Source organism: Microvirga puerhi (assembly GCF_020089865.1).
In the GTDB taxonomy this organism is placed as follows: domain Bacteria; phylum Pseudomonadota; class Alphaproteobacteria; order Rhizobiales; family Beijerinckiaceae; genus Microvirga; species Microvirga puerhi.
This window is the reverse complement of sequence record NZ_JAIRBM010000023.1, coordinates 16,181-35,844: the sequence shown is the minus strand read 5'-3', so window position 1 is coordinate 35,844 and position 19,664 is coordinate 16,181. Positions and strand designations below refer to the sequence as shown.

The following is a 19,664-nucleotide window of genomic DNA, read 5'->3' as shown; positions in this document are numbered from 1 at the left end:
AGGAGATAAGGTATAAAGATACCTAGGTTCTTATACCAACACGAGGAAGTCATGGGCTACGTGATCAAGGACGAGCCGCTTCTCGGCAAAATCAATGCTCTCGCTAAGAGGCGGAATCGGACGGTCATCGATCTCCTGCGCGATCTCATCAAGGCGGAAGAAGACCGGGACGCCAGCACGCGTCGCTTTTTGGAGCGCGTAAAGCCCGTCCAGGCGAAGGTGAAGACGACTGGCACGCCTTCCCCCGTCGACTGGTCTGAAATCAAACGGCACGACGACGAGCTTTCGGGAGGCCTTTGATGTATCTCGATTCCTCGGCCATCCTGGCGATCATGCTTGACGAGCCCGAGGCGGAGACCCTTGGCGACCGGATCGACCAGGCCACGACAAAGCTGATCACCTCCCCCGTGAGTGTCTTTGAGGCGGCGGTAAACCTTGCCCGCCTTCGGAAGGTGCCGCAGGAAGCCGGCCACGAGCTGGTCAGTGAGTTTCTGACTGCCGGTGGGGTCTCTGTGGTCAGCATCACCCCGGAGGTCGGAAAACGCGCCATTCAGGCCTACTCCCGGTATGGCAAGGGCACCGGGCACAAGGCACAGCTTAACATGGGCGACGTGTTCTCGTATGGTTGTGCGAAACACTATAGCGCACCTTTGCTCTACAAGGGTGAAGACTTCATCCATACGGATCTCGGTTAGAGAGCCATCGCTTGCGCCAGGGGGCTCATCCAATGTTCAAGCAGGCTGCTTCTGTTGCTGATAACCTCCTTCGGTCATTGACAAGGGGCTTTCTCCTCTTCGTTGTGTTCGCGCTCATTGTGTCGTTCTACATGTTAGCGACGGGCGGCTAGTTTCGCGTTGGATGACACGTGACTCACGCAGCCGATAAGTCACTCGCACCCTCGCGCGAAGAGTTGCGATTGAGCCGGGTCGAATGGAAAGTCGTCCTGATCGCTATCGGGTTTTTCCTTGCTGATCTGGAAGAGGCCGCTACGGAATTTTCAGAGTATGATGACGCTTTAACGCCGCCCACACTCGCGACAACACTCATTGCTTTTCAGATTACAACAAGGTCCGTTCTCTCGCTCCGATCTGCCGTATCAACGTCTATGCGCCGGAGTGCCCGGACAGTCCGACGCACGAGCTCTGAAGAGTTCGTCGTTCGACATTCGGCGTTGAGCTCGCTCCCATCCATTTTGGATGACGCAGCCCAACGGCTCATGGATAGCGGCCAATCCGCCGAAGCTGCACCCATGCGCATCGTCGGTCAGAAGATCCGCAAGGCTTTCGAGGTGCCGCTTACGGGCATCTCAGCCATCCGATAACGATCCCGGCGCAACAGGCGGCTCTCTCGAGCCGGCTTTTCTCATTCTATCGCTGCGCAAACCGGCTTTGACCGACGAGAGAGCGCATGTCATCGCGCCGGAAATAAATTGCCCTTCCGCAACGGAGGGGAGGGCGGTTCGTCACGAACACGATCTGCTCGTCGGTTCGCAGGTCGTGCATGACCTCATGTGGCATGAGGAGCGGGCGACGCTGAAGATTCGTCGATTGAGACGCCCGGCCACCACCCTTATTCCCAAAAGCCGCCGCCGATTTCGTTGTGTTGTTGACCTCGACGGTCAGATCGCCACAACGCTTGGAGATCTCTTCCGCGACCTTCAGATCGTTCACAGCCGCAAAGGCCAGGAACGAGGCCGATTCGAACCATGCGGCCTTACCGGCATCACCGAAATTCTTCGCGAGCTGACCGATCGACTGATAGACGAGAAGGAGCGTTATTCCATACTTACGGCCAACATCGCGGGCGACCTCCAGTATGGACATTGTGCCGAGCAAATTGACCTCATCGAGGAGGAATAACACCCGGCTTTCGTGATGCCCGTCCGCCTGCATCATGGCGTTGATCAGAGCGCCGATGATAACGCGGCCGATGGCCGGATAGGTCGAGAGGGTCCTTACGCTCAGATTCAGGAACACATCAATCTCGCCACTGGCGAGATTACTCGTTCTGAAGCTGTTGCCGCAAACGAGGCTGGCATATTCCGGAAATGATAGCCACGCGGTGTCATTCGAGGCGGTCGAATAGACGCCCGAGAATGTGTTCTCGGTCATCTTAATGAAGACGCCGACTTGCTGCTTCACAAAGACGGAATCCGTCGTCTCATAGATGTTCTGCAGCATTTCCTTAAGCTGCTCCTCCGGGGCGGCGACCAGCTCGCGCAGGCCGCGGAGCGACCGCTCGCCTTCGTATTCCCGAGAGAGGACGACGTGAGCCAAGAGGCCCGTCAGGAGGTTGAACGCGGCCTGCTCGAAGAAGCCGTCACTCGATCCATGCGTCTTCGGCTTTTCCGTCAAAAGCCAACGGGCGACGCTCGCAATGTCCATTTCAGGATTGGCCGATTGCGAGATCCAATCGAGGACGTTGAAGCCGTGTCTCCCGCCTGGATCGAGAACATAGACCTGTCGGCCGAGTTTGCGGGTCCGATGCTCTTTGACCAGTGGCGCGATCTCCGTCGACGGATCGAGACAGACAAGCGGTCCCGTCCATTTCAGAGCCGAAGGGATCACCGATCCGGTCGTCTTGAAGCCTCCCGAACCGGCAAAGATTAGACCGTGCGTCGAACCGAAATCCGCATTGAAGGTCAGGAGTGGAGCCTTTCCGCCCTGACCCCAGGTCGAAGGATCGCCGGGCACGAAATCCGTTTCGGCCGTCGGATCCAGATCCGGGCGATACCGCTCACCGATGACGATCCCTCCGGATTCGGGAAAGAGCTTCCCGGCCTCGCTCAAGGACATCCATTTCGCATCGCCCAAGGTCGCCCGGCTGGATCGCTTAATCGGATCTCCGCGACCCATGGAAAGACGTGCTGAAAAACCGACCGCCATGAAGCCGGCAACGAACCCGCCGCCAGCGACGGGATCGATGAACTTCATGAGGACATCCCATCCGTATTGGACCGCATAGGGGGCCAGCCGGCTATACTCACCGTACCCGTAATAGGCGGTCGCGAGAAAGAGCATCACCATGGCCGTTCGTGGCGGCAGGAGCCGCCAATGCCTCGGCAACAGCGCCACGATCCCGAGTGTGATCGCAGCAGGCATGGCGAGGTTCACGGCCGGGAGACTTCTCAAGAACCAATACTGAATCTGGCCTTGCATCGCTAAAGCCAGCTTCGGCCATGAAACAGCCGATAGACCCCACACGGTCACGGCAATGAGGACCGGGAAGGTGGCGAGACCCACCTTCCGCCAATCATGCGAGAGCTTCGTCATTGACAGGATCTTTCGAAGGGGAGGGGAGTTCCGTTTCTTCGCCGGAGAGAGCTTCTTGCCCTAGGCGCCGCAGCGCTTCGAATTGATCCGAACCCGGCGCCATCTTGGCGAGCATAAGCAGGCCGCCCATGAGAAAAGCGCGGTTCACATTCTGGAGCCCGGCCTTATAGACGAGGCCGCCCAAGATAATCTTGGCGCGAGCCTCCTTCTTGCGCTGGACGACGGATGCCGTCTCACGCTGCATCCGCCGAGCCTTCTGCAGGAGCCGGAGTCGGCGCTTCGCGGACCGGCTTTTGGGCCGACCCGCGAAATCGATCGGCGACCGCCTTTAGCGCCTCGATGATCGCGTCGTCCGGGATCTCGATGTCTAGGACGCCCGCCTTCTCGGCAAGCCGACCGAACCTCAGCCGCTCCTCGTCTTCAATACGCCGTATCTCACGCTCGATGCGTTCTTTTTCCCTTTTGAACCTCTCTTCAGCTTCCTTGCGCTGTTTGATCAGTGAGTCCCGTGATGCAGTGCGAGCCATGGCTTGGCCTCCGCGTTAAGTGAAACGAAATAACATCTAACCCGCCATGTCCCTTCTTGCCAAGCTTTTCAGCGACGGCCTCTACCGAAGGCCTGCTTCCAAGCCGATGCTCGCGAGCCTGCAGCCCGCAAGCTCCAAGGAAGGCCTCGGGCCTTCGCCCCGAGAAATATTCGAGGGCGCACTTATACGTCGGCGTTGCCGACGCGTTGCTTTGACCGCTAAGCTTCGCTATAACATTCGTTATGGCGATCTATCACTTTCGTGCTCAAGTCCTGACCCGAGGGCAGGGACGCTCCGCTATCGCGGCAGCGGCCTATCGGCACCGCACGAAGATGATGGATGAACAAGTCGGCACGAGCCATCGCTACGATCGTGCAGAGGATCTTGTTCACGAGGAGTTCGCCCTTCCGGCCGACTCGCCGCAATGGGCGCGGTCGATGGCGGAGGGCGGCACCGTTACACAAGCCAGCGAGGGTTTCTGGAATGCCGTCGAGGCCCATGAAACCCGTTGCGACGCCCAGCTCGCACGAGAGGTGGTCATTGCGCTTCCGCAAGAGCTGACCCGCGACGAGAATATCGCCCTTGTGCGCGAGTACGTTGAAACTGCTTTCACCGACAAGGGCATGGTTGCCGATTGGGTCTATCACGACAAGGAGGGTAACCCCCATATTCACGTCATGACCACTCTTCGCCCTCTCACCGAGGAGGGGTTCGGCGCAAAGAAGGTCGCGGAGCTGGACGAGGCCGGGGAGGCGATTCGGCAGAACGGCAAGATCAAATATCGTCTGTGGGCCGGAGGTCCGGAACAGCTCACGGAATGGCGGGCCGAGTGGGCTCAGGTCGCCAATCGACATCTCGCCATGGCCGGGCATCAGGTGCAGATAGATCATCGTTCCTACAAAGATCAGGGCATTGCGCTTGAAGGGACGGCACACCTTGGACCAGCGGCATCGGCCGTCAGGGACAAGCTCGGCTCCCTCGATAAGAGTCATCACGTCGGAGCGGTCAGGGAACGTAATGCCGAGGCGATCCGACGCGACCCGGCTTCCCTTTTGCAGGTCCTAACTTCGCAAAAGTCAGTCTTGACTGAGCGGGATATCGACCTCGCAGTATTCCGCTATACGGACAGCCGCGAGGCCTTCGACCGGATCAAGTCCCTCGTGATGACTTCGCCCGAGCTGGTCACTCTCGTCCCCGAGATCCACGATCCGGAAACCGGTCGCGAAATCACAAAGCCGCTCTATTCCTCGCGCGAGATGATCGATGTCGAGCGGCGGATGGCGGTCAATGCCCAACTGCTGGCATTGACCCCAACCCATGGTGTTTCAGAATCGACGGTGACGCGGGCATTGGCACGCCGTCCGTATCTGTCGGACGAGCAGAAAGACGCTGTACAGCATATTACGGGCAATGAGCGGATCGGCGCCGTGGTGGGCTTCGCCGGTGCTGGTAAATCCACCATGCTCACCGCCGCACGCGAGGCATGGGAAGCCGCCGATTATCGCGTCTATGGCGCTGCGCTCGCCGGTAAAGCCGCCGAGGAATTGCAAAAGTCTAGCGGGATCGAGGGGCGAACTCTTGCCGCCTGGGAATTCGCTTGGTCGAGTGGCAAAGACCTCCTGAAGAGAGGCGATGTCTTTGTGATCGATGAGGCCGGAATGGTCTCGTCACGGCAGCTTGATCGCGTCCTCAATCACATCAAGGAGCAAGGCGCGAAAGCGGTTCTCGTGGGTGATGCCGAGCAGCTTCAGCCGATCGAGGCCGGCGCCGCCTTCCGGGCGATTACCGAGCGTATCGGCTATGTCGAAATGACCGGCATCCGCCGCCAGAATGAGGAATGGGCGAGGGCGGCCAGTGTGGATTTTGCCCGTGGCCGGACGGCGGAGGCCCTTTCGGCCTATTCGAGCCGTGGCGCAGTCGTATTCTCTCAAAGCCGGGATGACGCGAAGCAGGCTATTATCAATGACTGGATGGCTGCGCGAGGATCGGGCTCGAATCTCATCCTCGCCCACACCAATGCCGATATCTACGGCCTCAACCAGGGCGTCCGAAACCGACTGATTCAGGAGGGAGAGCTAGGGCAGGGATCGGAGTTCAATACAGCGAGGGGCCGGCGCGAATTTGCGGCGGGAGATCGGGTTATCTTTCTTGAGAACGACCGTGAGCATGGCGTAAAGAATGGCATGATCGGGACCGTGACCAAGGCGGGGCATGGAGTGCTCAAGATCGATCTCGACGCCGGCCGGAGCGTCGAGATCAACCAGATCGCCTACAACAATATCGATCATGGCTACGCGGCGACGATTCACAAAAGTCAGGGCTCGACAATCGACAGAACCTTCGTTCTGGCGACGCCCGGCATGGACCGTCATCTCACCTATGTTGCGATGACGCGCCACCGGGAAAGCGCCACCCTTTACGCGGCGCAGGCCGACTTCAAATCCTTCGATATCCTGACCAAGCGGTTGAGCCAGGCCGGCCGGAAGTCGACGACGCTCGACTATGCCGAACGGGCCGAATTCGCAGAGCGTCGCGGCTTTGAGACTCTTCAATCCATTGCCCCGAGCTTCAGCGCCTTTGTTGAAAAACAGAAAGCTTGGATCACCGAGCAGGCCGACCGGCTGCATAAGACATGGGAGCGGCTGGAAGGGGCGATCGTGCGCATGGCCGGCCGCGAGTTCGATCATTCACAGACCGGAAGAGACACAGCGATTTCCATCCCGGCCGTGGAACGTCGGCCGCTGCTCGAAGCCGTCACGGCGTTCGCGCGTTCGATCGAGGATGAGGCAATGACGCGAGTTCTGGCCTCGGCTACGTATCGCGAGCACTATTCGGATCTCCAGAAAGCGTCCACCCACGTGTACCGGAATCCGGCTGACGCCACGGCGCGGATCGAGGCGACTTTGCTGGCATCAAGGGACGCTCAGAAGGTCGCATCTGTGCTGCAAAGCGCCCCGGACAGGGCAGGGAAGCTCCGCGGATCCGATCGTCTCCTTGACGGACCAAAGGCCCGCCAGGAGCGGCAGGAGGCTCTTTCGGGCCTGCGTGGGATCGGGGCATCCATTCAAAAGCTCGGACGCTCTTTCGAGCTTGGATTCCAATCCGCCATTGACGAGGAAACGCGCCGTCGCCAGCGCCTGGCTGTTCGGGTTCCTGACCTCTCTGCGGAGGCTCGAACCACGCTGCGGGAATTGGATCAGGAGCGCCAGAAGGGCAGGGAGGCTTATCGGCTCGCCCTGGTGTCGCTGGATACTAATCCCGCCGTATCCGAGGAGATTTCCCGGTTCACCGAGAGTCTTACGAAGCGCTTTGGGGCAGGGCTGGTCCCATCGGATTCCGGTTCCTTGATGCGGCAGGCCTCACCGGACGACAGGCGCATCCTTGAGGCCCATGCGACGCTTATACAAGCCGCTCTTCTCACGGAGAAGGATCGTCGGTCGGTCCGCGATCAGGAGACTCGCGGTCTGTCTCGTTGATCCGGACGCGCTAAGGCCTGAGATGCAACTAAGTGAGATAGGGAAAGCGGCCTTTGGCTAGCCTTCTTTTGCGCTTCCCGTCTTGGATCTTTCCCAGCTTGAGGCCAAGAGGAAGATCAGGAGCCTTCCTCTTCTTAGGCTTCAGGGCTAGATGTTCTGACTCGGCCAAGGCCACATCGGCTCGATCCTCATCTAGATCGAAGCCTGAGACTGCTACCTTGGCGCCATGCCGGCCTGCCCGATTTGAAGCCGTCTTGAAACGCCGAATGGCCTTGCGAGAGCCTTTGCTGTTCTCACCGTAGTCATTGATCGTATCCCGCTCGTAAGACAGGCGCTTTTTGTCAAATGGAGAGAGGCGGCGACGCGTGGCTTCATCTGCCATCAGATATTCCTATAACGACCCAACGGAATAAATACGAAACACGTAGCGGCTGCAACGTTATCCTCGCCTAACGTAAGGCGATTGTCGAATGACGCGCACGCGCTTAACAGCATCTGCGCTGCAGCAGAATGAGGCATCCGCAATCAAGGGGATCGCCTCATGAGACACCACTATCCGCTCCTCAAATTCATCTTCGAGATCCTCGAGGATCTCGTCAGCCTTGGGATTCATATCGCCGTACTCCTCGAATCCCTCAGTCGCTTGTGGTCAGGAGGCTGAATCAGTTCCGCACCTATGTTAAGCGCGCGGCCGTCACGAGGACGGCCGCGAGGAGGACGATACCTGCGGCCGCTTTTCACAGATAACGATCGGGGTCATGGCCATACTCTCCATTATCGCGAAAGAGAGCGATCTTGCCTGATCTCTTGCTTTCGACCTTCGACGATATCGATCGCTGACTTTACTTGACTGTAAGTTTTGACCACTTCGGAAGCCGCTCTTTCGTCGATACGCAGGCCTTTTGCAACTTGACTGACATTGCCAGCCTTAAGGGCCACTTGATCCTCATGGCTAAGTCGGTTTTCAAACGCGCGACTTACATCACGGAGTTCACCCTTGTTGCCGATCTCGTTTAGAAGCTTCTTTGCCAGAGGACCTTGCGCCTCCAAGGCATTCCTCAGCTCAGACGACGGTTTAAGAACACCGACTCGACCCCGCTCTTCGGCTATACTGTGATCCATAGAAATGCGCTGACGTTCAAGTCCTACAGAGTACCCGTAATCCTGGATGGCTTGCGGAAGACGCTCAATCGCAGCCCTTGCGATTCCGCGTTCTGCCGACTCTGGCGTGACAGGTCCACCAGGTCTGCCTCGGAGCACACCTAAAGTCTCCGGTTGTTCACGAAGCTGTTCCGCCATTCGATAGCTTAGTCTGGCAGGTTCAGAATCAGCGTTTAACCTTTCGATCACTTTGGCAATGGCACCCTCAGATTCAGGACCGTAGGCTCTGTCAGAGAGCGAGCGTATCTCTTGCCCCTTGCGAGCTAAATCTTCGCTCCGATTTAGCCGCTCAGTAATGGCCGCTGGGTCAAGAACTGGCTGGCTTGGTGGGACTAACCACCGCTCATTGTCCTTCTTAATCAGGCTTTCGGCAGGTTGAGACTGATTAGCTTGATGATCCATGGTTCCATCTCCTACTGTGACAGCTTCCGATCCGGATCAAAGTGAATCTCCGTCACACGGAACTTTCCATTGACCCGCTTGCACTGAATGATGATGTCGACGAGGGTGTAGAGCAGATTGCGAATATCGCTGCGCTCAAGATCCCGGCCACCCTCACTCTCCTTGACCAGAAGGGTAAGCTGCTCAAAGGCGAGCCTGGCGGAATCCGCATGTACGGTTGTGATCGAACCTGGATGCCCAGAATTCACATTTCGGATGTAGTAGAAGGCGGTTCCGTCACGCAGCTCCTGCAGCAAGATACGATCCGGCCGCATGCGTAGGCAGGACTCGAGGAGGTCCTTAGGTCCAATCTTGGCGCGACCTTGGCCTCCCTTCGAGTAGAACAGCCTGACATGGTTCGGTTGCGGTACGTCAAGCTCCGGCGTATCTTCAATCGTAATGATCCGCTCTTCTCCGGGAATGATCTTGATCAAGGCCTTCGAGAGGGTCGTCTTTCCCGAACCAGTCGCACCGGAAATGATGATGTTTTTTCGCCCTAGAACAGCCTTCTGCAGGAACCCGACGTAATCGCCTGCGTCGAGAGCCGTCTTCAGTTGCCAATCGGTTGAACCCGTCTCAATGGACTTCGAATCCTTTGGCTGCCGCACATCCTCGAAGATCCCGCCGCCTCTCAAACTTTCGAGATCGCGTGTGATCAGCGATGGCTTTCGAATCGTGAGACTGACCGTGTTCTTTGGGACGGCCGGAGGGATAACGATCTGAATGCGCTCGTTTCCGGGCAATGTGGCAGAGAGCAAGGGCTTCGAAGCATCAATGCTCTGATGCGAAAGGTTCGCCACAACCTTCGCGAAGGCCATGAGATTGTCGAAAGTCAGTTCCGGAACGTCATGACAGTCCCATCCATCGACGCTTTCCGTCCGGACCTCCTTTGGCCGGTTCACGCAGATTTCAATCAAACGGTCGTCAGCAAGGAAGCGCTCTAGATGCTTCGCCTGAGCGTAGAAGGCCGCCGTCTCTCCGTCAGGGATCGCTGGCCCGGCCTGTGGCAGGTCCTGACTTGCCATTACTGCCTCGCGACGCCCGTAAATCGCTCGAAATCGCCCGTGGACGCACGGTCGAGGATTTTCGAGCGCGTCTCTGTGACCTTCAGGCCGTAGACCTTCGAGAAATCGAGATCCCGCGCGACCATGATGTTCACAAGCTCGCCTTGGTTTTTATTCAGGGTCGGCGGGATATTGATCGATTCCTGAACGGCGATCGCCGCGGCATCCTTGCCGCTTTCCTGGGTCGATTGAAAATTGTTCTGCTGGACGTTGCCGCCGCCTCCCGCCCAACGGTTGGTCGCGAATTTCGCAACGTCGTCGACAAGGGAGAGGAGCATGGCCGATCCGAACCGCTCCCACCAATGAGTGTCTATATCGCCATCAAAGCCGGCGCGGCCGAGGGCATCGGTTCCGGGAGAGGCGAGGGCAACGATGACGCCCTTGGGTGTCTTCGCACGGGACCATAGGACGAACATCCGTTTTTGCCCGCGCTTGAGGCCTCCTCGATATTCACCCGTCACCTGAGTCCCCCGATCGAGGAGAACCACGCGGCCATTGTCGGACAGAACGTCCCGCGTGATAACACAGGTCACGAAACCCGGCTGATCGCTCGACATGGCCGTTTCAAGCACGCAAGGAATCGAGGTTCCTTGCGCGATCACAAAGTCCCGGTTGCCGAGCATGCCGGCGCGCACGCCCTCGACTTTCGTCGCGGCGAGCTTCGATTCCAGATCGTTCTTCTCCTCCGGCATGACCGGCGCTACCGCGCCGGCTTGTGTGCCTCCGGCCGGGCGGCCGCCATTGCTGCCGCCCCCTTTGAAAGCGGTCAGAGGTGCCCGCTGGCTGGCCTGAAGCATTTTGTCCTCGGCAGGCTTCTGTGCTGCAGGCTGAGGCATCGCCGGCTGCACGGAGATCACGGGCATCGCCGCCTGGACCACGGGAGGGGGCAGATTCGCCGGGATAAACTCAGTCGTCTGCCGGATCGTCGTTTGCGGCCCCGTGGTTGGAGCCTTCGATTTGGAGCCGGGCAGCGCGAAGAACAGGACAAGGCCGATCACGGAGACAACCGCAACGACCGTCGCGATCTTCTTCTTATCGGGGCCTGTCTTGCCGGCCGCGATCATCGATTCCCGATCGCCTTCAAGGGTGAAGGTCTGGATTTCGTCAGCCATGCCGGCCCCCTATCGCGTAGCCTGGAGCTTGATCGTGCGTTGAACGCTTGGAGAGGTTGTGCCCGTGCCTGGATTGATGCCGGCCGGGTCGTACGCCTCATTGAACACGCACATCGCCTGTTCCCCACGGCGCAGGATGAACTTGCGACTGATGGCGTGCACCACCACCAGGTCTCCCCTCGTATCCTTCGGAACGAGAGATTCCGATCCGTCCGAGTTTTCCATATAGATCGCGGGCAGGTCGATGTTGCCGGGGAAGGTAAATGCCGTCGTCTTTCCGTCGTCATAGACAGACACCGGTTCGAACGGAGCCGAGCCTTGAGCCGAATAGCTGAAGTTCCTCGGGCCGTAGGACTGATGCAGCAGCAGGGCGTTGTCAGCCTCGCGGGCCTCGGCTGCGGCCTGCCTCGCCGCGGCCTCCGCACGGGCGCGGGCCGCCTCATCGTCCGGGTACTGGAACTTCACAAGAAAGTAGCTTTCAGAGCCGTTGCTGATCCCGCCATCTCGCGACATCAGCTCGAAAATGTAGCTGCGCTTGCTGCCGTCTCTGCGAGTGGTGACGACTTGCATATTGGTGGGAGGATGACTCTCACGCGGCTTGATGAAAAGCATCGAGCCAGCATTCACAACCTCCCATGCGACGCTATCGCCAACGGCTGCGAAGGCGACCTCCTCATCCTCGGCGAATTGAATTTGCGTCGCGGCACGGCTTACCCCGATAATCTTCACGACATTTGCAGGGTCATAAAAGACCGTGCGGACCCGATCGTCACGGGATCCGCCGTTGGGCGTCTGCAGTGCGTCAGCGCCGCCAGAGGCGGCAACCAGGCAGAGAGCCAGAGCGAGGCGCTTCATTGAACCGCCTCCGGATCGACCCGGTAATCCGTCACGACGAAGCCGGTCGGGTTGATGAGGAGCGTTTGCTCTTTCATCTTCTTCCGGTCCGCATTGCCGAATGAGAGGGTTGCAATCCAATGTGACACCTTGCGATCGTCACCGATCCTGACCTCTTTAAGGAATCGAACCTGTACGAGGCTTTTGTTCGGGATCGAGACTGATTTGATCGTCACGCGGGAGATCCCGGTTCGTCCATAGACGTTCTGCGGGCTCTCCGGATTGCGTCCACTGTAGAAGCTGGCGAACCGATCCTGTTCCTCTGGAGCCGAAAAGGCCGAGACGACGCGGAAGTTTTCTTCCGCCTCATTGAGAGCATAGCCCTCGCGGCTGCGGACGTAGCGGGCGGCCGAGGCCTTGGTTACCGCCTCGTCCCCCGTCCATTTTCCATCGACAACCGACGTGATGTTCTCCACGATCCCGGTCGAGTTCTCGACCCGGAAGACCAAGGGAACGACCGTTTTAAGCGGTGTCATGATGCAGACGGCCAAGACCGCCACGAAAGCAATCACACAGGCAAAGCCCGCCGTGATCCATGCAACTTTGACGGATCGCTGCGCTGCGATGAGCCGATCGAGTTCGAACGAGCGGGCCTTCCGGAAATAGGCCTCAAGTTCGGAACCTTTTACGATCGGAGCGGCCGTTTGATCCTTCACAAACATGTTCATGGTGACGTCTCTCAAGTCGCCGAGCAGGTCCGGTAGGACGCTGCAATGTTGATGCGGGACGGCGCGGCCGACCGTTTCACAAAGCCACTGGTCTCTGTAGAGGGTGCGACTCCGCCCGGAATGGTCTGCAGCAGAGCCGGACGGGCTGGAGCCGTCGACTCCACCGCAGGGAGAGCTTGCTCAAGTCCTCCAAGGGGAGGGGACGGCTCTACAGGCTTCGCCGCTGATGCAAGGGCCTTTTCGGGAACAGCCAATGGCTCCTGGCTAGCCTTCCGGACGAGAGGCTTTGCGAGAGTTCCCGGCTGAGGCTCTGGAGCGGGTTGCCGCCCTTCCCAATCCCAAAGCGACCGATTGAGGGGACGTCGTGCATAGCCATCGCAAGAGGGCGGCGATTTGGGGATCACAGATCCACAACCCGCCACGGAGAAGGAAAGTATCAGGCTATAGCCGACCCTAGACAATGCCTTGATCATCATGGACCGCCTATCCTAGCGCCCATCGCGGCCGTACAGGCCGCGCTGCACAATGCGATTTGAGGCTGACTGTGTGGCGTTGCCCAAGGCGGCCGCACCTCGCCCAGTCAATTGAGCCGCTTTCCCGGCGGCAGCTAAACTCGCTCCGACTCCTACTGCAGCGGCCGCCATACTCAGACTCGCGCCGCCGGCAGCGAGGGCGCTCGCGATCCCAGGAAGCTGCCAGGCGATCACAGCCGTGAGACAATAGACGACGCAGTAGATCAAAGCCGTTTCGATGACTTCCGTACTCGTCGATGTCTTTGTGAAATCTTCCACAATTGTCACGACGAGCAAGAGAACTGCTACGACGAGGACCTGAAGAACAACGAAGTTGGCGACCTGCCCCAGCCAGCCTTGAGTAAAGTTCCTCGTCTGTTGAAACAGAGCAAGAGCGATGAACACCGGCCCGATCGCGAGAACGAATGCCAAGGCCAGCTTTGCATAAAGGGAGACGAAATATGCTATGCCGGTCCCGACAACGGAAACGCCCATTACCAATGTGGCGACGAACATTGGACCCGGATTCGTGATTCCGGCCTCAGCCCATATCTTCCTGGCAGCCTGGAACCCTCTGTCGAGCATAAGGTCAAACGTATTGGTCTGCAGTTGTTTGCCAGAGGCGAGCGCGTTTCCAATCTCCTTAGGCAGAGAGTCGAAGAACAAATGCGTCACATAGGTATTGTAGGTGCTTACATTGGTTGCGAGTGTGATCACGATCGCGAGCTTGATGCAATGAAACGCGAATTCCAGGACGGATCCTTGCGTAGCGCCCCTGAGGATCATGAAACCGTAAACAGTCACGTAGAGAATTGCCGCGACCTTGAGCGGAGCGTTTACATAATCAGCTAAGCTCTCGACCCCTTGCGTCATGAAATCCTGCATTGGGGCTTCGAGCTTGTCGTCAAACCATTGAAATACGGGATAGGTCACCGGCCGGGCCTCCTACTGTGTCGCAGAGGAGGATCCGCCATTTGCGAACCCGTCCGTAATTTTCTGAGCTTGCTCCGCTTGCCGCTGTTTCATCACTTCGGCCTGTGCGTCCTGGACCATCTTGAGGGCCGACATGCGCAGGATGTCGGTTTGCAGAAACGCCATCTCCGAGCTGAAGCGCGTTTGCAAATCCATAGATTCCTTCGCATCGCTGGCAGTCCCTAGCCGCTGCTTCAGCGTTTCCAAGCCCTCCATGCGCTTGGAGGCTGCATCATACATGGCTTGGCCGAGGCTCTGTGTGCCGGCGATCTGCTTGTTGTTACGGGCCAGTTCCTGCGCATAGAAAGTATCAGCAGGCGACTCGTAAGAGCGGTTCGCACTCTGAAAGTGGCTCGTCAGATTCCCAAAAATCCCGTCTCCATTGCCTTTAAGAAGGTCCTCGACTTGAGAAAACTCCTTCGGAAGAGCTTGGCGTATCTGCGGGTCGTTCAGGATAGAACCCAGGGACGATATATCCGTCAGCTTATTGAACGACCCATAGAGCTTTTCGGCCTGCTGCAACTGCTCCTGCAGCTTATCGAGCTGTTGTGCCATCGACTGAAGTTGCTGCAGTTGGTTGGAGATCGCGGAGGCATCAAAGACAGGGATGCCTTGCGCATCCACCGCTGCGGGCTGGAATGCCAACCAGGCAATGAGAGCCGACGATGCGATCATGACTCGTGTTGATCTATGCATCTTAAGAGGCCTTTCTTCTTTGGTGGAAGACGGGAATCCAGGCATCCGGATCCGGACCCGTTTCGGCGATGATCTCCTCGACCAGCCTCACGGTTTCCTCTCTGCCTGAGAGAATCGCGATCTCGTCATCGAAGCCCTTCAAGTTCAGGGATACGACGACCGAGTTCCGGTATTGCTTGACCAGGAATTGACGGAGGGAGCTGGACATTTCGCGCTTCACCAACGCGAATTCCCGATTGGATAGGCTGTATCCAACCGTGTAGTCCTCAAGCTTCCCTTCCGGATTCGGGAAAAAGATCTTCGTCGGACATTGCTCGATGATCGTGTGAGAAATATCCGACTTCAGTGCATCTTGCGGGCTTTGGGTCGCGAAGACGAGGAAGCCGTTCTGCTTACGGATCGTCTTGAGCTTGTTCTGAACCAGATCAACGAAATAGGCGTCACCGAGGATCTTCCAGAACTCATCGATGACGATTGTGATCCTCTGTCCCGTGATCAGAGCCTCGATGCGATGAAAGAGATACATCATCAGCGGCGTTCGGATTTCTGGATTGTCCAGGAAATCCGTTACATCGAAACCCATTTTCTGAGCGTCGAGACTGAGGCTGTCCTCTTCGCCGTCGAACACCCACCCGAGATCGCCGCCCCGTTTCCATCGCTCAAGCCTGGCGAACAGCCCATCTTCATCGGTCGGATCAAGATGAGCACAAAGGGATCGGATAGAACGTTGCTCCCGAGGCAGGGCTTTGAGGGATTTAATGGCCCTGTCGATTTCCAATAGATCTTGTGTCCTTAGAGGGCGCCCCTCGACATGCGCCAGCTTCCGGACGAACTGCGACAGAAAGACGATGTTATCAGGCGTCAGTTCCAGCGCCTTGAATGGTGCGCATCCCGTCGGCTTGCCGTTTTTCAGGGGAAGATAAGTCCCTCCCGCCGCCCTAATGTAGAGTTCCGCGCCCCGGTCCTTATCGAAGAAGACCAGGCGCTCCCCGAACTTCTCCGCCTGCGCCGTCAGAAAGTTCAACGTGACGGTCTTGCCCGAGCCGGATGGCCCGATCACGAGGGTATTTCCCAAATCCCCGACATGAAAATTGAAGAAGAATGGACTTCCGGCTGTCGTCTTTAAGAGGCTTACGGCCGGTCCCCAATGGTTCCCATCGGCTTCGCCCTGCAGATATCCGTGGAAGGGGGAGAAAGCCGCAAAGTTCCGCGACGTGATCGCCCCGGACCTTGCCCTGTGGCTGTAGTTCCCCGGCAACTGTGACCAATAGGCAGCCTCAAGCGCAAGATCCTCACGGGCCGTAATGGCTCCACCCGCCGACAACCGCGCCCGCGCCATGGAAATATTATCAAGCAGGGCCTTTGGACTCTCTCCGCTGACGAGCATCACAAGGTGATGTTCGCCCATGACCATCTCGTTAGAAACCAGTTGATCGTTCGCCTCGTTCAGCTGCACGAGCTGACTGACCGCCTTATCGCCCGCGCTCACCATCTGGTTTGCCTTGCGCGAGATCACACCGAGCGCCGTCGCCTGCGCCATGAAACTGAAGCTCTGCGTCAGCGTAAATTCAAATGGCAGCTTCAAGAGATTATTGAGCATGCCGGGGCGGGTCGATGCCGGATATTCTTTGATGGCCAACATGCCGGCGAGCTTCGTTTCAGCCGGTCCTCTAATCTCGATGGTTTCCCGGCCGACGATGACCCGGTTCGTGTAAAGCGCCGTCGCCAGCACCCCTTGGACGAGCGGCATATCCTGATGCTCGCCGCTGATGATCCGGTGAAGGAACTCCATGGGTTCCGAGAACACCATGTCGTTGCGCACCACGAGACTCAGGATCCGAGGCCCATATTCTGCCAGAGCTTCCTTCACCCCGACGATGATCTTGTCGAGATCCTTCACCTTTTCCGCATACAGCTCATCGCCGGATTTCTTGACGCCGAGGAGCTTGCTAAGGCCGCCGCTGGCCTTGGTGGCGGCGTCGCCGCGGTCTCTCCAGACGATGCTCAGATAGAGGTCGTTGCGGAATAGCTCTTCCCCGACAAGCCGTGTCCGATACTTTGCATTTAGCTTGCGCGCAAAGTCCGATGAATATTCGCCCGTCGGGTAAACGTCCTCTCGGCGGCGAACGATGTGCGTCCAGACCGACAAGCGCTCGTCGCACACACTACGCCAAAGGCTATTGAGCTGGAAATGAAGCCGATCGATCTGTTCCAGATCGGCCGTCTCATACGAGACACCATCGAGCTTCATGACTGCCATAAGCTCGCCAGCTCGAAGCGCGATCATCGTCTCATTCACATGGCGCGTGTATGGAATGAAGCGATCGGGCTCCGCCTCAGCCTTGCGCAGTGCCGCGTTACTCAAGATTGAAATCCTTCACCGTATAGCGTCGATGGACCTTGAGCGGCGAAACAGACGAACCGCTCCAATAGTTACGGTTCCGGCACCGCAGTTTCGTGTCACGCCATGCGTTCAAGACGCGAAAGATGTTTGGATCGTGCTTGCAGAGTGCTCGAAAGATCAGATGGATCACGCCGGCAACACCGAAATAGAAGATGTTGCCGGCCAGGATGAATAGGATGCTCGAAAACAGGAGGTTGACCCCGACGCCCTCGATCGTGACGCCGCCAATCATCGCCGGCCGGGTGCAGGCGACGAACAATGGATCTGCGGGCAGCCTATCGTCCACGATGGAGCCTCAGCTGCCGACGAACATGTTGACGATTTGGGGGGCGCCGAACACGACGATAATTCCCAAAACGTACACACCGGCTTTGCGCCAATCCAAGCCCATGAACATCCAGCCAATGCCGATCAAGATGAGCGCGATCGTTGCAATGAGCTTCGCAACCGTTCCGGTCAGCATGTCGAGAATGTTCTGCAGAACGCCTTCGACGTTGACACCACCGGAGGCTTGCGCGAAGGCCGGTTCGACCATGAGCGCAGAAAGAGTCGCCGCGATGACCACCCCGGCGAGAATAGACTTCTTGTTCATTTGGTTCGGTTCCCTTGTTGAACACTGAAAACCACCATGGAAGATCCTCTCTTGGCCGAGGATCCGAACACGTCCCAGGAGGGCTGTTTTTCCTGTGCCTCTTCCCGGACCGTTTCCCTTATTTCGACGGGTTCGGATTCCGATGGTGGGGATGATGCAAGCGCAGGCTCAGCCGGCGCCCCTTTGAACCGCTCTCGTTGCGGCAAAGCTCTTTCACTGACTCGGAGGGACAGCATCGGGAGGCGCGAAGCCAGGTCCGCCTTGGCTTCTAAGACGCGCTCGACATAGCCGGCTTCCCGACCGGCCGAGGCGTCTCCGCGACCGTAATAGGTCGCCAGCGCCTCCCGTTCGGCTACCTGCGGACCGGCTTGCTTCGCGGCCGCGGTCCAGACAGGTTCGATCAGGCGAGCCGCCATCCGGAGGGATTGGCACGGCTCGAAGGCTTGTTCGATTGACAGGCCCGATTTCTCAAATTCGTCTGCTGGGATCCCTGCGAGGCCAAGATCGAGATCTTGACCAGCCGCCAGCAGCAGTTTTGCGCGTGTGATGGCCTCTGCTTTAGACAGCGGCTGACGCGGCAGGCCGGGGCCTCCCGTGGAGTTCAGGCGAATTGCTAGAGGGTTGAAGTCCGTTTCGACTCGCACGATCGCGGCGATCGTAGCGGCCGGGACCTGGGGAGCGCATTGCTCCGCCAGGGCCAGGAACGAAGGATCCACGGCTCAGAACCGAATGCGGGTACTCTTGCCGGTCGAAGGGATCCGGACATCGATATAGGACTTCTTTTCGTAGACCTGGACCTGCGAGAACTCGAAGTCCTTGCAAACCTCCTGCCCGTCCACGATGTCCTTTACAGGACCGCCGAGGGGAGGGCGGGGCGTGTCGGTGTCTTCCTTCGGACAGTCCACCGTCACGGTCCTGGCCTGACTCCGGCATAGATAGCCATTGTCGAAATCGAGAACATGGCTGCCCTTGCAAAAGTACGGGTCGGATACTGGCGCGGATGTCTCCACACCGGCGCCCGTGCAGGCGGGGAATGGTTTACCCTGCGCTAGGTCCTGATAGAGCTTAGTGATTGGCGGTACGCATTCCGCATACTGGGTCGCGCCGCCTGGATTAGAGAGGCACAAGATCACTTGGCAGCCGTAGCCGCCATCTTGCGCCTTTGCGCCTGGCGCTAGCAACCACACGCAGAAGGATATAACAATACAATTACGAGTTGACATGCGAGCCCCTGTACTCGTGAGATTCGCGCATGGACCTGCTCACGGCTAAGCTGCTGCCAGCCGATGGAGATTCGCGGATCTCAACGTTCAACAAGAATTGTTATAATAGCAGTACCAAGAACGATGCAACAGATATATGGATTGCCGGCGATACACATATATGTGGTTGAGATCGTGCGGAAACGGCTTTCCGATAAGATACCCAGTCAAAGGATGTTGTATATCGGCATCCTAACGACAATTGCGGCCCTCAAAAATCAGGGCAAAACTCCAACAATGCAAAGCGTAGCGGAGCTTTCAGGCCTTGGGTATCCTAACGTAACGCGTTATTGCAAAACGCTTTTCGACGTTGGTATTCTAGAGAAAACACCGATTAATACTCCCTCCGGCAAAGGCTATGCTTACGAACTCAGCTTCGCTAAGACGCCGGAACTGTACGACATCGTTCTTAACCATATTCTCGATACACCTCCTGGTAAGCGCCGTTGACTCAGGGACAACGCTAGCGTCCCCCTGAGTCAACCAGGAGACGTGGTTGACGCTCGATCGTTTGTTGTCGTATCGACAGTACATGACTCATTGTTGCAATTGATTCTCACGCGCAATTTGTGTGTTGGGCACGCTACGTCCGGCTGATCCACGCCCACGAA

Annotated in this window: 20 protein-coding genes; 5 read left to right on the top strand and 15 right to left on the bottom strand. The window is 57.9% G+C overall.

Annotation, left to right across the window (positions count from 1 at the left end; genetic code table 11):
- Positions 1-51 precede the first annotated feature (51 nt).
- The 3 genes from K9B37_RS21560 (at position 52) to K9B37_RS21550 (ending at position 1,321) form a co-directional block, all read left to right on the top strand.
- Positions 52-300, top strand: coding sequence for a hypothetical protein (locus tag K9B37_RS21560; protein WP_224315604.1), 249 nt, complete (start codon positions 52-54; stop codon positions 298-300).
- The gene (locus K9B37_RS21555; RefSeq protein WP_224315603.1) at positions 300-695 is read left to right on the top strand and encodes a type II toxin-antitoxin system VapC family toxin; all 396 of its coding nucleotides are present in this window, start codon (positions 300-302) and stop codon (positions 693-695) included. Before K9B37_RS21560 ends, K9B37_RS21555 begins: the two co-directional genes overlap by 1 nt.
- 170 nt (positions 696-865) lie before the next feature.
- Complete coding sequence (locus tag K9B37_RS21550) at positions 866-1,321, top strand: hypothetical protein (protein ID WP_224315602.1); 456 nt, start codon at positions 866-868, stop codon at positions 1,319-1,321.
- Between the two features lie 46 nt (positions 1,322-1,367).
- Here K9B37_RS21550 and traG read toward each other — a convergent pair whose 3' ends face one another.
- The 3 genes from traG to K9B37_RS21535 are packed head-to-tail and all read right to left on the bottom strand — an operon-like array spanning position 1,368 to position 3,799.
- Positions 1,368-3,272: a Ti-type conjugative transfer system protein TraG gene (gene traG / locus K9B37_RS21545; protein ID WP_224315601.1), complete on the bottom strand. Its 1,905-nt coding sequence runs from the start codon at positions 3,270-3,272 to the stop codon at positions 1,368-1,370.
- Positions 3,253-3,516 (bottom strand): conjugal transfer protein TraD, encoded by a 264-nt coding sequence (locus K9B37_RS21540; protein WP_224315600.1) that lies wholly within the window; start codon positions 3,514-3,516, stop codon positions 3,253-3,255. Before K9B37_RS21540 ends, traG begins: the two co-directional genes overlap by 20 nt.
- A complete protein-coding gene (locus K9B37_RS21535) occupies positions 3,506-3,799 on the bottom strand; it encodes a TraC family protein (RefSeq protein ID WP_224315599.1) in 294 nt (97 codons plus the stop codon). Before K9B37_RS21535 ends, K9B37_RS21540 begins: the two co-directional genes overlap by 11 nt.
- A 242-nt stretch (positions 3,800-4,041) precedes the next feature.
- On the opposite strand from K9B37_RS21535, the gene traA reads away from it, so the two are divergent.
- Positions 4,042-7,275, top strand: coding sequence for a Ti-type conjugative transfer relaxase TraA (traA, locus tag K9B37_RS21530; protein WP_224315598.1), 3,234 nt, complete (start codon positions 4,042-4,044; stop codon positions 7,273-7,275).
- 774 nt (positions 7,276-8,049) lie between these two features.
- On the opposite strand, the gene K9B37_RS21525 is transcribed toward traA, so the two are convergent.
- The 12 genes from K9B37_RS21525 to K9B37_RS21470 all read right to left on the bottom strand — a co-directional run bounded on the left by K9B37_RS21525 (position 8,050) and on the right by K9B37_RS21470 (position 19,014).
- Positions 8,050-8,838 carry a hypothetical protein gene (locus K9B37_RS21525; protein ID WP_224315597.1) on the bottom strand — a complete coding sequence of 263 codons (789 nt, stop codon included), beginning with the start codon at positions 8,836-8,838 and terminating at the stop codon, positions 8,050-8,052.
- Between the two features lie 11 nt (positions 8,839-8,849).
- A complete protein-coding gene (virB11, locus tag K9B37_RS21520; protein WP_224315596.1) occupies positions 8,850-9,902 on the bottom strand; it encodes a P-type DNA transfer ATPase VirB11 in 1,053 nt (350 codons plus the stop codon).
- The gene (gene virB10, locus K9B37_RS21515; protein WP_224315595.1) at positions 9,902-11,053 is read right to left on the bottom strand and encodes a type IV secretion system protein VirB10; all 1,152 of its coding nucleotides are present in this window, start codon (positions 11,051-11,053) and stop codon (positions 9,902-9,904) included. Before virB10 ends, virB11 begins: the two co-directional genes overlap by 1 nt.
- Positions 11,054-11,062: 9 nt before the next feature.
- Positions 11,063-11,908, bottom strand: a complete 846-nt coding sequence (gene virB9, locus K9B37_RS21510; protein ID WP_224315594.1) for a P-type conjugative transfer protein VirB9 — start codon at positions 11,906-11,908, stop codon at positions 11,063-11,065.
- On the bottom strand, positions 11,905-12,615 hold the full coding sequence (locus K9B37_RS21505) for a VirB8 family type IV secretion system protein (protein WP_224315593.1): 711 nt from the start codon (positions 12,613-12,615) through the stop codon (positions 11,905-11,907). Before K9B37_RS21505 ends, virB9 begins: the two co-directional genes overlap by 4 nt.
- A gap of 488 nt (positions 12,616-13,103) precedes the next feature.
- Positions 13,104-14,060, bottom strand: coding sequence for a TrbL/VirB6 family protein (locus K9B37_RS21500; protein ID WP_224315592.1), 957 nt, complete (start codon positions 14,058-14,060; stop codon positions 13,104-13,106).
- Between the two features lie 12 nt (positions 14,061-14,072).
- The gene (gene virB5 / locus K9B37_RS21495; protein ID WP_224315591.1) at positions 14,073-14,774 is read right to left on the bottom strand and encodes a P-type DNA transfer protein VirB5; all 702 of its coding nucleotides are present in this window, start codon (positions 14,772-14,774) and stop codon (positions 14,073-14,075) included.
- Positions 14,775-14,796: 22 nt separating this feature from the next.
- Positions 14,797-17,163, bottom strand: a complete 2,367-nt coding sequence (locus K9B37_RS21490) for a VirB4 family type IV secretion/conjugal transfer ATPase (protein WP_224315641.1) — start codon at positions 17,161-17,163, stop codon at positions 14,797-14,799.
- Positions 17,153-17,485, bottom strand: a complete 333-nt coding sequence (locus tag K9B37_RS21485) for a VirB3 family type IV secretion system protein (RefSeq protein WP_224315590.1) — start codon at positions 17,483-17,485, stop codon at positions 17,153-17,155. The genes K9B37_RS21490 and K9B37_RS21485 overlap by 11 nt, the downstream gene beginning before the upstream one ends.
- A gap of 9 nt (positions 17,486-17,494) precedes the next feature.
- Entirely contained in the window at positions 17,495-17,791 is a 297-nt protein-coding gene (locus K9B37_RS21480; RefSeq protein ID WP_224315589.1) for a TrbC/VirB2 family protein, read from the bottom strand.
- The gene (locus K9B37_RS21475; protein ID WP_224315588.1) at positions 17,788-18,507 is read right to left on the bottom strand and encodes a transglycosylase SLT domain-containing protein; all 720 of its coding nucleotides are present in this window, start codon (positions 18,505-18,507) and stop codon (positions 17,788-17,790) included. The genes K9B37_RS21480 and K9B37_RS21475 overlap by 4 nt, the downstream gene beginning before the upstream one ends.
- Before the next feature lie 3 nt (positions 18,508-18,510).
- Complete coding sequence (locus K9B37_RS21470) at positions 18,511-19,014, bottom strand: hypothetical protein (RefSeq protein WP_224315587.1); 504 nt, start codon at positions 19,012-19,014, stop codon at positions 18,511-18,513.
- A 213-nt stretch (positions 19,015-19,227) separates the two neighbouring features.
- Here K9B37_RS21470 and K9B37_RS21465 point away from each other — a divergent pair, with 213 nt between their 5' ends.
- Positions 19,228-19,503: a hypothetical protein gene (locus K9B37_RS21465; protein WP_224315586.1), complete on the top strand. Its 276-nt coding sequence runs from the start codon at positions 19,228-19,230 to the stop codon at positions 19,501-19,503.
- The last annotated feature ends 161 nt before the right edge of the window (positions 19,504-19,664 follow it).